Annotated in this window: 9 protein-coding genes and 1 tRNA gene; 6 read left to right on the top strand and 4 right to left on the bottom strand. The window is 66.3% G+C overall.

Annotation, left to right across the window (positions count from 1 at the left end; translation table 11 throughout):
* The first annotated feature begins 147 nt into the window (after positions 1 to 147).
* Together ACERNI_RS03265 and ACERNI_RS03260 are read left to right on the top strand one after the other, a co-directional pair.
* Complete coding sequence (locus ACERNI_RS03265) at positions 148 to 858, top strand: L,D-transpeptidase (protein ID WP_448831843.1); 711 nt, start codon at positions 148 to 150, stop codon at positions 856 to 858.
* A 296-nt stretch (positions 859 to 1154) separates the two neighbouring features.
* Positions 1155 to 1679, top strand: coding sequence for a PaaI family thioesterase (locus tag ACERNI_RS03260; protein ID WP_448831842.1), 525 nt, complete (start codon positions 1155 to 1157; stop codon positions 1677 to 1679).
* Positions 1680 to 1762: 83 nt separating this feature from the next.
* Here ACERNI_RS03260 and ACERNI_RS03255 read toward each other — a convergent pair whose 3' ends face one another.
* Positions 1763 to 2731, bottom strand: coding sequence for a DMT family transporter (locus tag ACERNI_RS03255; RefSeq protein ID WP_448831841.1), 969 nt, complete (start codon positions 2729 to 2731; stop codon positions 1763 to 1765).
* A 216-nt stretch (positions 2732 to 2947) separates the two neighbouring features.
* Between ACERNI_RS03255 and ACERNI_RS03250 the strand changes: the two genes are divergently transcribed.
* Positions 2948 to 4240 carry an adenylosuccinate synthase gene (locus ACERNI_RS03250; protein WP_448831840.1) on the top strand — a complete coding sequence of 431 codons (1293 nt, stop codon included), beginning with the start codon at positions 2948 to 2950 and terminating at the stop codon, positions 4238 to 4240.
* Positions 4241 to 4293: 53 nt separating this feature from the next.
* The gene (locus ACERNI_RS03245) at positions 4294 to 5796 is read left to right on the top strand and encodes a hypothetical protein (protein WP_448831839.1); all 1503 of its coding nucleotides are present in this window, start codon (positions 4294 to 4296) and stop codon (positions 5794 to 5796) included.
* 167 nt (positions 5797 to 5963) lie between these two features.
* On the opposite strand, the gene rpoH is transcribed toward ACERNI_RS03245, so the two are convergent.
* On the bottom strand, positions 5964 to 6887 hold the full coding sequence (gene rpoH, locus ACERNI_RS03240; RefSeq protein ID WP_448831838.1) for an RNA polymerase sigma factor RpoH: 924 nt from the start codon (positions 6885 to 6887) through the stop codon (positions 5964 to 5966).
* 565 nt (positions 6888 to 7452) lie between these two features.
* Entirely contained in the window at positions 7453 to 8466 is a 1014-nt protein-coding gene (locus tag ACERNI_RS03235; RefSeq protein WP_448832143.1) for an RluA family pseudouridine synthase, read from the bottom strand.
* A gap of 380 nt (positions 8467 to 8846) precedes the next feature.
* On the opposite strand from ACERNI_RS03235, the gene ACERNI_RS03230 reads away from it, so the two are divergent.
* Positions 8847 to 8922, top strand: a tRNA-Glu gene (locus ACERNI_RS03230).
* A gap of 432 nt (positions 8923 to 9354) precedes the next feature.
* Complete coding sequence (locus ACERNI_RS03225; protein WP_448831837.1) at positions 9355 to 10560, top strand: ABC transporter substrate-binding protein; 1206 nt, start codon at positions 9355 to 9357, stop codon at positions 10558 to 10560.
* A gap of 133 nt (positions 10561 to 10693) precedes the next feature.
* Here the strand turns inward: ACERNI_RS03225 and ACERNI_RS03220 are convergent, their stop codons facing one another.
* Positions 10694 to 12241, bottom strand: coding sequence for an acyl-CoA synthetase (locus ACERNI_RS03220; RefSeq protein WP_448831836.1), 1548 nt, complete (start codon positions 12239 to 12241; stop codon positions 10694 to 10696).
* Between the last annotated feature and the right edge of the window lie 57 nt (positions 12242 to 12298).

Genomic DNA, 12298 nt, shown 5'->3' with positions numbered 1-12298 from the left:
GCTCAATCACAAAGCCGGAAACGCACGGAATGGATGAGTGTGGCCTGTCGCCACAACGGCTCCGCTCCGCCGCATTCTCCGCTGCCCTGACTTTCAATATCGGCTGTCCGCCCTTTGCCGGCGCATGGCCTGCGGGACCTGAATGATATGATGGATCGTCGACGTTTTTTGCTGGCCGCGCCGGTATTTCTGGCTGCCTGTACGGACCGTAGCCGCCCCGAGCTGGCCGCGCCGCCTGTCGATCCCTATTACGCCGGCATCTACAGCGAGATCGATGACGGCCGCTTCACGGTTGCCGCCGTTGACCTGACCCAGATTGACCAGCGCTTCCTGCGCCGCGAGGTCGACTACGACGGCGGTGAACAGCCGGGCACGATCGTTGTCGATCCAGGCGCGCATTATCTCTATCTGGTCCGCCCCGGTGGCCGCGCCATCCGCTACGGCGTCGGCGTTGGTCGCGCCGGCTTCCGCTGGAACGGCCGGGCGACGGTTGCCCGCAAGGCCTCCTGGCCGACGTGGACGCCGCCGGCCGCCATGGTCAAGCGCGACCCCAAGGCCAGGCCGTGGGCGAAGGGCATGCCGGGCGGTCCCGACAATCCGCTGGGCGCCCGGGCGCTGTACCTGTTCCAGGGCAATCGCGACACGCTGTATCGCATCCACGGCACCAACGATCCGGGCAGCATCGGCCTGTCTCTGTCGAGCGGCTGCATCCGCCTGCTGAACCAGGACATCATCCATTTGCACAGCCAGGTTCCGGTCGGAACCAGGGTGCTGGTGAAGAAGTATGACGGCCCGGTTCCCGCTGGCGATCCGGAAGACGAGGCGGTGCCGGACGCCGTGGCCCAGGCGGAAGGCTGACCGGCTGTCAGGACCTTTCCGGTTGATCTGGACCGGAAAAGTCTCCTGCCTCATCTGATTTGAGCGGCTTCTGGTCGATCAGCGCCCGAACCTGGCGCCCCTGACGTTTCGAAACGCCCGGAATGCCGCCATGGCCTTCCGGGCGTTGTCGCATGCGCCTGCCGGAAGACCGGCCGCAGGACCCGGAAGGCGAGGGATGCAACGCCATTCATGGGCGGCATGGCGCCGGATTTTGCCTGCCTGGGCTGCCATTTGCGCATGTTGACCGGGGCGGCGCGGGCGGGTAGGGCGACGTCATGAACGCTTCGACGAACGCTTTGACGAGCGCCGCATTGGCGCCTGCTTCCGCCGCTCCCGCCGCCCTTGTGGGCGAGCGGCCGCTGCCGCCTGGCTTCCGGCCGCTTCGCGTCGGTACGGAGACGGACTTCCTGGCGCTCACCGGCCCCTTTGCGATGAAAATCGCTGATGGCCAGCTGAAACTGGGATTTTATGTCCAGCCGAAGCACTGCAACGTCGCCGGCATCTGCCACGGCGGCATGCTGCTGACCTTTGCCGACATCCAGATGGCTATCGCCGGCAAGCATCAGGAGGACCTGCAGGGCTTCCACATGACTGTCTCGCTGACCTGCGACTTCCTCGGCGCCGGCAAGCTGGGCGGCTGGATGGAGGGGCGCACCGAGGTGGTGCGCAATGTCGATCGCACCCTGTTCGCCCAATGCATTCTCACCTGCGACGGCGAGACCGTGCTGCGCGCCAGCGCCGTGTTTCGTGAAGGCGCGGCGACGCCCGAGATGATGGAGCGCATGCGTCTCAAATCCTGAGGCGGCAAGCCCTGAGGGGGAGCCCAGACGCGGGAAGTCCTGACGCGGGAAGTTCAGACGCGGAAAGTCCTGGGCCAGCGGGCTCAGGCCGGCTTCGCCGCGACCCGCTTCGGCCGCCCCAGTTTCTCCGAGAGGAAAATGCCGCCCAGCACCAGCGCCAGGGCTGCGGCCTCGTAGACGCCGAAGCGCTCACCAAGGATGGCGACGCCCAGGACCGCGCCGAACACCGGCGTGAGATTGAGAAACACCGCCGTCCGGTCGGCGCCGATCAGTTCCACTGCCCGCATGTAGAACATCTGCGAGATCAGCGACGGGAAAATGGCGATAAACATCAGGATGCCCCAGCCGAGCCCATCGCTGGGCCAGACGACGCGGCCGCTGGCGATTTCCCAGCCGAGCAGGGGCAGCGAGGTGAGAAACGCCGCCGCCGCCATGCCGGCGAACAGGGTCTGGCCGCTTACCGGCGGGCGTTTGCCGAGGCCGATGGTGTAGATGGCGTAGAGCACGCAGGCGATCATGGTGAGAATGTCGCCGAAATTCAGCCGCAACTGCATCAGGCTGGCGAGGTCGCCATGGCTGGCGGCGACAGCCACGCCCGCCATGGTCAGCAGCAGGCCCAGCAGCTGGATCCATGTTGCCCGCACGCCAAAAACCAGAAAGCTGCCGACGAGAATCAGCGCCGGCAGGCAGCTCTGGAACAGGGTGAGGTTGATGGCGCTGGTGTACGCGCCCGCCGCGTAAAACAGCGCGTTGAAGATGGTGTAGCCGATCGCCCCCAGAAACAGCACGGTTGGCCAGCTGCGCTTCAGCACCGGCCATTCGCGGGCAATGCTGCGCCGGAACAGTACGAGCACAATCGCCAGCACCACCATCCAGCGCACGCAGGTCATCAGCATCGGCGACAGGTGTCCCGGCGCCAGCCGGCTGGCCACGGCGTTGCCCGCCCACATCAATGTTGTGAGCGCGAGCAGCAGGGGGCCGTTGCTGTACAGGCTGGAGCCCAGGCGACGGAGCGACGATGATGAACCGGGAGCGTTTGTGGGCGCTGACATGCGCCGAACGTGGCACAGTCGCCGCGCCGGCGCCATGGGCCATTTACCGGGCGCGCCTGCGCTGGAGGAAGATCATGGGCAGGTTGTCGCCCTTGACCTTCCGGCGCGAATGGAGCAAAGGGAGGTGCAAGACCCTGGCCTTGCGCCGGGGTTTTTTGCTGTCGGGCCTGCCGGATGGCGGCCCGTTTGACTATTGGGGATATCAGAGAGTTCGCGATGACCAATGTCGTGGTGGTGGGCGCCCAGTGGGGCGACGAGGGAAAAGGCAAGATCGTCGACTGGCTCTCGGAGCAGGCCGATGTTGTCGTGCGTTTTCAGGGCGGCCATAACGCCGGCCACACGCTGGTGATCGATGGCGTCACCTACAAGCTGGCGTTGTTGCCGTCCGGCATCGTGCGCAAGGGCAAGCTGTCGGTGATCGGCAATGGCGTCGTTGTCGATCCGTGGCACCTGGTGGAAGAAATCGCCAAGCTGACGGGCCAGGGCGTCGTCATCACGCCGGACAACCTGAAGATCGCGGACAATGCGACGCTGATTCTGCCGTTGCACCGCCAGCTGGACGAGTTGCGTGAAAACGCCTCCGAAGGCCTGAAGATCGGCACCACGAAGCGTGGCATTGGCCCGGCTTATGAGGACAAGGTGGGCCGTCGCGCCATTCGCGTGGTTGATCTGGCCGACATTGACGCGTTGCCTGGCAAGGTGGAGCGCCTGCTGGCCCACCACAACGCCCTGCGCCGCGGCCTCGGCATCGCCGAAATCGACGGCAGTGAGCTGATCGCCGCGCTGGCCGAGATCGCTCCGAAGATCCTGCCGTTCGTTGATACGGTCTGGGCCAGGCTCGACGCCATGCGCCGCGACGGCCGCCGCATCCTGTTCGAGGGCGCCCAGGGCGCGCTGCTCGACATCGACCACGGCACCTATCCGTTCGTTACCTCGTCCAACATCGTCGCCGCCCAGGCCGCCACCGGCTCGGGCCTTGGCCCTTCGGCCATCGGCTATGTGCTGGGCATCGCCAAGGCCTACACCACCCGCGTCGGCGGCGGCCCGTTCCCGACGGAACTGCACGACGAGATCGGCGAACTGCTTGGCGTGCGCGGCAAGGAATTCGGCGTCAACACCGGCCGCAAGCGCCGCTGCGGCTGGTTCGACGCCGCGCTGGTGCGTCAGACCGTCCGCACCTCCGGCATCCACGGCCTGGCGCTGACCAAGCTCGACATTCTCGATGGCTTCGAGACGATCCGCGTCTGCGTGGGTTATGATCTGGATGGCCGGCGAATCGATCACCTGCCTGCCGGGCAGGCCGAGCAGGCGCGGGTGATTCCGGTGTATGAAGAGATCGAAGGCTGGTCCGAATCAACCGCCGGCGCCCGCAGCTGGGCCGAGCTTCCAGCTCAGGCGGTGAAGTATGTGCGACGCATCGAAGAGCTTGTCGGCGCGCCGGTTTCGGTGCTGTCGACCAGCCCCGAGCGGGATGATACGATCCTGGTGCATAATCCATTTGAAGGTTGACAACCTGACAGGCGGGAGCGATTCCAGCGGCCATGGCGGACTTTTATCCTCTGTTGGATCGGGCCATCCGCGGCCTGTCGGACAATACTCCTGACGCGCGCAACGCCCTGTTCGCGCGCGCCAGGGACGTGCTTCTCGCCCAGCTGCGGGGCATGGATCCGCCGCTGCCTGAGGCGGACGTCGCCCATGAAATGGCTGCGCTGGACGATGTGATCGCCCGCATTGAGCGCGAGCAGGTCGCGGAAGGCAAAGGCGGGCAACCCGCCGCGCCCGTAGCGCCGCCCACCGCTCCACCCGTGGCGGCTCCGGCGTCGTCACCGCAACCGCCCGCACCGGCGGCGGGGCAGAATCCGCCTCCGTCGCAAGGCTCTGCTCCACAGGTGGCTGCGCCTCCGGCCGGCGGCGCGACCTTAAGCGCCGCCCCTGCGAATCTCGCCCCTGCGAATCCGCCCCCTTCGAGTGCGACGCCTTCAAGCGCCTCCCCTTCAAGCGCCCCCCTTGGCGCCGCTGCGACGCCGACCGCGCGCGATTCGTCCGCGCCGGCCGCTGGAGCAGCCGTTTCCGGGGCTGGCGCGGCTCCTGGCGCCGCGCCCAAGCCGGCGACGCAGCTCGGCCACACCGGCATTCGTCCCGCCAATGGCGCGCCGCAGGGCGGCGCCCAGGGCATGGCGCCCGCAGCCGCGCCAAAGGCGACGCCTTCTCGCGAGACCCCCGTCTTGGAGCCGGTGGCGGACGACGCGCGACTGCGCCCGCCGCCGCAGAAGCCGGCTGGCAAGGGGCGCCGCAACGCCCTGATCGGCGGCCTGCTGGCCATCGCGCTGGTGGGCGTTGGCGGCGTTGCTTATTGGGCCAACAAGGTGAAGCAGCCGGCGCCGCCACCGGCTGAGACGCCGGTGGCGGCCGCGCCGGACGCCGGAAATGACCAGAAATTCGGCCAGCGCGTCGATGCGGGGCGGGCCCAGACGGGACAACAGGGCGGCGCGGCGCAGCCGGGCCAGGCCGTGGAAGGGGTGCAGCGCGCCATCCTTTATGAGGAAACGCCTGACAACCCGCAGACCCCCAAGGTCTTCCAGGGCAAGGTCACCTGGCGGCTTGATTCCGAGAACCCGGGGCAGAACCAGCCGCTTGAGAATGTGGTGCGCGCCGACGTCACCATTCCGGAAGCAGGCCTTGATCTGAAGATCACCCTGCGCCGCAATACGGATGCGGCCCTGCCGGCGTCGCACCTGATGGAGCTGACGTTCAGGAAGGGCGCAACGGGCGACGGGCGGGTGATCCGCGACATCGGCGTGCCCCAGTTCAAGACCGAGGAGAACGCCCGCGGCGTGCCGCTCGCCGGCCTGCCGGTGGCGGTGTCGGAATCGGTGTTCCTCGTCGGTCTGTCGAATTTGCCGAATGACATCGAGCGCAACGTTGACCTGATCCGGAACAGGCCCTGGATTGACTTGCCGGTTCGCTACGACAATGGCCGCCGCGCCGTCATCGCGCTGGAAAAGGGCGCGACGGGAGAGCGGGTCATCGCTGAGGCCTTCAAGGGCTGGAGCGCCGGCAACTGACCGGCGTTGTGCGCCGGGTCTGCTTCTGAGAAGCAGGCCGGCATTCCGGTTTCCGGGGGAGAGCGGCGGGGTTGCCGACGCCCGACGGAGATGCAGCCATACAAAAAAGCCCGCCTGGTTCAGGCGGGCTTTTTGTTGCCTCATGCGCCGGTGGCGATGGGCGGATGTCAGCGCGCCGCGGCGGCCAGCGCCGGCGCGGCTTTGCGGGAGCCGGGAGCCTCGATGCGCGCCAGGGCGCGCTTCACAGCCTCCTGCACCTTCTCGAACGCCCGCACCTCAATCTGGCGCACGCGCTCGCGGGAGACGCCGAATTCGCCTGAAAGCTCTTCCAGCGTGATCGGATCGTCGGTCAGGCGGCGGGCCTCGAAAATCCGCCGTTCGCGGGCATTGAGCACGCCCAGCGCATCCATCAGCGCGGCGTGCCGGTTGTCCCGCTCTTCGGCCGCCACCAGGATGCTTTCCTGGCTGGCGCTGTCATCGACCAGCCAGTCCTGCCATTCGCCGTCGCCTTCGCCGCCAGCGCGCAGGGGCGCGTTCAGCGACGCGTCGCCGCCGAGGCGGCGGTTCATTTCGATCACGTCCTGCTCCGGCACGCCGAGCTGGGTCGAGATGTGCGCCACGTGTTCCGGCTTCAGGTCGCCGTCTTCCAGCGCCGAGATACGGCTCTTCGCCTTGCGCAGGTTGAAGAACAGCTTCTTCTGGTTGGCCGTGGTGCCCATTTTCACCAGCGACCACGAGCGCAGGATATACTCTTGAATCGCCGCTTTGATCCACCACATGGCATATGTGGCGAGGCGGAAGCCCTTGTCTGGCTCAAACCGCTTCACCGCCTGCATCAGGCCGACGTTACCTTCCGAAACAACTTCGGAAACCGGCAGGCCATAGCCGCGGTAGCCCATGGCGATCTTGGCCACGAGGCGCAGATGCGAGGTGACGAGTTTGTGGGCTGCTTCGCGGTCGCCGGCGTCGCGCCAGCTTTTGGCCAGGTCGAACTCTTCCTGGGGCTGCAGCATCGGGAATTTGCGGATTTCGTCCAGATAGCGCGAAAGTCCGCCTTCGTTCGCGAGAACAGGCATCGATGTTGAGGCCATAGGACACTCCTTTCGCGCCCCCCTTTTCGGGCAGGCGCATGAACGGCCGCCACCTGGGCCAGCCGCAGAACGTATGGTCGCCGGCAACCATGGCTGAAACTTGACGTGCGCGCCATTGCCAGATGGCGACAAGTCCATGGTTCCGGAGATCATCCGTCCCGTCCGGGCAATACAATGCCCGTTCAGCTGCCGTTCGTCCTTGTTTAGACTGGCGCCCGGCGTATGCAGGCGCGGTGCGCTGCCGCACCTCGTCGACGCTTTTCGCGTCGACAACTTTATTTCGCCGCGCGGCGCTGCCGAAAGACTTTCCCCAAGGGCAGGCTGAGGACAGCTTCAGCCCGGCTGGCTGCGGATTTGCAAGACTTTCTCCCGTGCAAGTCCTTCCCCCGTGCAAGTCCTTCCCCCGTGCAAGTCCTTCGCCCTGTTCAAGACCTCGCCCCGTTCAAGAGCTCGCCCCGTTCAAGACCCCGGCCGGGGGCCTGGCCGGGCCTGGGCCATCCGCCGCGCCGCCTGAAAAGCTGGCCTGAAGAACCAGCCTGGAGCGCCAGACGCGGCAGGGACGCGTTCAGGCTCCGGTATCGTCGAGCGCGCGCAGCAGTCGCTGCAGGTCTTCCGGCGGCGGCGCCTCGAAACTCATTGGCGTCGCCGTCAGGGGGTGCGCGAAGCCCAGCATTTCCGCATGAAGCGCCTGCCGGCCCAACAGCTCCAGCGCGTCGCGCGCCGCCGGCGCCAGTTTCGCCGCGCGCGACATGAACCCGGCGCCATAAAGCGCATCCCCGAGCAGGGGGATGCCCTGGGCGGCCAGGTGAACGCGAATCTGGTGCGTTCGCCCCGTCTCAAGTTCACAACGCAGCAGGGAGGCCACAGGTTCCGTGAGCTTGCGCGTCTGCGTGGTCCAGGACTTTAGCGCCGAGACATGGGTGATGGCTTCACGCCCCTGGCCTTCCCCGACCACGACAATCTTCTCACGGTTGTGGGCGCTGCGCGCCAGCGGCTTGCGGATGGTGAAACGGGGCAGGGAGGGCGCGCCCCAGGCAATAGCCAGATAGGCGCGCCGCAACGGCCCGGTGCGGCCATGATCGGCGAATTGCGCCGACAGCGCCTGATGCGCCTGATCGGTCTTGGCCACGACCATGACGCCGGAGGTGTCCTTGTCGAGCCGGTGGACGATCCCCGGCCGCCGCACGCCGCCGATGCCAGACAGGCTGTCGCCGCAATGGGCGAGCAGGGCGTTGACCAGGGTGTCGTCATGATGCCCCGCCGCCGGATGCACCACCATGCCCGCCGCCTTGTTGATGACGATGAGGGCGTCGTCTTCATAGAGAATGTCGAGCGGCATGGCGCGGGCCGCCGGTCGCGCCGGCTCCGCCTCCGGGATCTGCAGGGTGATATGGGCGCCGGCCTTCAGCTTTGTCGACGGCGCGGTCACGACAAGTCCGTCGACGTTGACGCCGCCGGCGCGAACCACCTGCTGCAGGCGGCTGCGCGACAGCTCCGGAAAGGCGTCGGCCAGCAGTTTGTCGAGCCGGCCGGAGGCGCCTGTGGTGAAAACGGCGGTTTCCAGAGGGGCGGCCTTCATCGGCGTGGTTGCCATGGTGGTTTCCGTTTCCATGGTGATTTCCCCGGGAGCGGGCGCCGCGTCAGGCGCGCCCTTGCCCGCATCCGCCGCCATATCGTCCCGTGCTGTCACCTTGTCACCTTTGCTCACTCTTGCACCCTTGCCCAGGCGCGCTGCTTTCCGGAAGCGCCGCTGCTCGCGCACAAAAACGGTCGCCACAAGACCGCGCGTGGTTGTACGCGATACGGCGCGGCTTTGCCTGAAAATATTTGGCGGACAAGGCAGAATCGTCCCCTGCCGCTGCGGCTGCAACCGGCCTGCGGCAAAACTTTACACAGATAAACGCGCAATGCCCTTGAAAGTCTCCCGGATGCTGGATATACGGCAGTCCTCCGCAGCGAGCTCCCATCGTCTAGCGGTCCAGGACGTCGCCCTCTCACGGCGAAAACAGGGGTTCGAGTCCCCTTGGGAGCGCCAAAGCCGCCTGTATGTGCGGCTTCTGGAATGCCTGGCCAGATGGCCATCGCAAGCGGACCTTTCCCAGATCTCTTTCCCGGATTGTCCTGATCGTTGCGGTTGGCTGCGGCGGTAGCCGCCGTGCATTGACGCCAGGCCCACTGGTGGCGGTGCTCCGGTGGTTTGCTCCTTGCCGGCGCTTCATGGGCATGGGCGCGTTGCCGGCGCCGCGTTTTCCGATTGTCCTGCTGGTCCGCCTGTCTGGGCGCCGTCTCGCCGCATGCTCTTTCGCGACGCGGTGAACAGAATGCCATCAGGGCGTCTGGCGTAGAATAATATTCTACGAAAACCTGTTCCGGCAGACGTCATGTTCTCAAAGCGCAGCGCGGTGTTGACCTGATTTTGACGGCGCTTCTAGAAGGGAGGCGCTTTCCTCCCAGTGACCAGGTCAATATGTCTGTTCGTTCCTTCGCCGTCGGGCTCGCGGCCGTTCTTGCCCCCTTGCTGCTTTCGCCCGTCGCCGCTGAAACCAAAAAGCCCCTGCGCATCGGCGTGCTCAATGACATGTCGGGCATTTATGCCGACATGGCCGGGCCAGGTTCGGTGATCGCCGCGAAAATGGCGGTCGAGGATTTCGGCGGTTCAGTGCTTGGCCGCAAGATCGAGATTCTTGCCGGCGACCACCAGAACAAGCCGGACGTTGGTTCGGCCGTGGCCAATCGCTGGATCGATGAGGAGGGCGTCGATGTCATCGCTGACCTGCCAACCTCTTCGGTGCTGCTCGCGGTGCAGGAGATCGGCCGCCAGAAGAACCGGCTGGTGCTGGCCTCCACTGGCGGATCGTCGGATTTCACCGGCAAGTTCTGCGCCCCCACCGGCATCCACTGGACCTATGACACCTACGCGCTGGCCGTTGGAACCGGCGCGCCGCTGGCCAAGGAGGGCCCCTGGTTCTTCATCACGGCCGATTACGCCTTTGGCCACGCCCTGGAGCGCGACACCACAGACGCGGTGCGCAAGGCCGGCGGCGAAATCCTTGGCGGCGTCCGCCATCCCCAGGGCGCCAACGATTTCTCGTCCTATCTGCTGCAGGCGCAGAACTCCGGCGCCAAAATGATCGGCATCGCCAGCTCGGGCGCCGACCAGATCGCCACCATCAAGCAGGCCACCGAGTTTGGCCTGCCGCAGCGCGGCGTCAAACTCGCCGGCCTCTACCTGCACATCACCGATATTCACGGCATTGGCCTTCAGGACGCCCAGGGGCTGATCCTGACCCAGGCGTTCTACTGGGACCTGAATGATGAAACGCGGGCCTGGTCGAAGCGGTTCTATGAGCGCCACAAGGCCATGCCGACCATGGGGCAGGCCGGCGTCTATTCCTCGATCATGCACTATCTGAACGCCGTCAAGGCGGCCGGTACGGCTGATGCCCAGGCGGTGGCGGCGAAGATGAAGGCCACCCCGGTCAATGATTTCTTCGCCAAAAACGGCGTCATCCGCGCGGACGGCCGCATGGTGCACGATCTCTACGTCTTCCAGGTCAAGAAGCCGGAAGAGTCGAAGTATCCGTGGGATTATTTCAAGCTGATCCGCACCATTCCCGGCGATCAGGCCTTCCGGCCCCTGAACGAAGGCGGCTGCCCGCTGGTCCAGAACTGATTCCGCCTGCCGGCGGGCCGGCGAAGTCGCCAGGGCGCATGCACGAAAAAGCTCCGGGGCGCAGGCTCCGGAGCTTTTTTATTGGGGCCCAGGCATGTTCGTGGCCGTCATGGCGCGGTCTGAAGCCAGGCGTTCAGATGGCGCGGTCGCGTCCGGCCCAGTATGGCTCGCGCAACTTGCGCTTGAAGATCTTGCCGGAATCTTCGCGCGGCAGGCTGTCGGCAAAGGTGATCTGGCGGGGAACCTTGTAGCCGGTCAGCGTCTTGCGCAGCGCGGCGCGCAGGCTTTCCACCGTCAGGTCGGCGCCCGGCGCCGGCTGCACCACCGCCATGACGCTCTCGCCGAATTCATCGTCCGGCACGCCAAACACGGCGCAATCGGCCACGCCAGGGAGCTTCAGCAACTCGCCCTCGATCTCCGCCGGGTAGATGTTGGCGCCGCCGGAGATGATCATGTCGTTCTTGCGGTCGCACAGATAAAGAAAGCCGTCGGCGTCGAAAAAGCCGATGTCGCCAGGCGTCACGAGGCCATAGCGCTCCATGGAAGCCCGCTTTTCCGGAGCGTTCTGATAGGTGAAGTTCAGGCCGGTCAGGGGCCCGCCAAGCACCTCGCCCACCACGCCGGGCGCGGCGTCCTCGCCGGTTTCGGTAATGACCCGCACGCTGACGCCGGGCATCACCCGGCCGACGGAGCCAGGGTGCTTCAGCCACTCCTCCGACGACAGGTTGGTGACGTTCCCCATCTCGGTCGAGCCGTAGTATTCGTTGATGACCGGCCCCCACCAGGCGATCATCGCCCGCTTCACCTCCAGCGGGCAGGGCGCCGCCGCGTGGGTGACATATTGCAGCGACGACAGGTCGTAGCGCTGCTTCACCGCGTCTGGCAGTTGCAGCAGCCGTTTGAACATGATCGGCACCATGTTCAGGTGGGTGATGCGCTCCTGCGCGATCAGCCGCAGCAGCCCTTCAGGGTCGAAGCGCGGCGTCACCACCACATTGGCGCCGATGCGGATGGAGAACGCCGAATGGGCGTTGGGCGCCGCATGGTACACCGGGCCGATGACCGCCGTGGTGATTTCCTCCGGGCTGCGCCGCCCCTGCAAATGGTCGGTGTAGCCGTAGGACCAGCCCAGCATGGCGTTGGCCGCCTCGATCTGGGCTGGCGTCGGCGTCGGGCGCTTCACGCCCTTGGGGCGGCCAGTGGTGCCTGAAGTGTAGATGATGGAGCTTGGCGCGGGCTCCGGCTCGCGGGCCAGCGGCGCGGCGTTGTCCAGCAGGTCGCGCCACAGCGCGACCCCCGCTGGCGGCGCCACATCGGCGAGGCCATAAGCGGCGACGATTTCCGGAGGCGTTTCCACCAGTACGACCGTGACGCCTTCAGGGATGGCGTGGGCGATGGGCGGCAGCAGGTCGGCGTGGATCAGCAGCACCTTCACGCCGCTGTCGCGCAGGAGATATTCCGCCTCATCCGCCGTGTAGTGCCAGTTGACCGGTATGGAATAGGCGCCGAGCATGCCGATGCCGAACGAAGCCTCGAAACAGGCCAGTTCGTTGCGCAGATACAGGGCGACGCCATCGCCCTTGCGGACGCCCAGGCTTTCCAGCGCCCCTGCGGCGCGCAGGGCGCGCGCGTTGAATTCGGGACCGCGGAGCGTGCGGTCGCCGCTTTTGATCCACCCCACGTTTCGTCTCCCTTGCCGCTGTTTTTTGAGTCGGCGCGCGGCGGCGACGCCTCCCGT

Source organism: Camelimonas sp. ID_303_24, from assembly GCF_053543495.1.
Note: the sequence above shows the minus strand (reverse complement) of the source record. Positions and strands in the feature narration are given on the sequence as shown.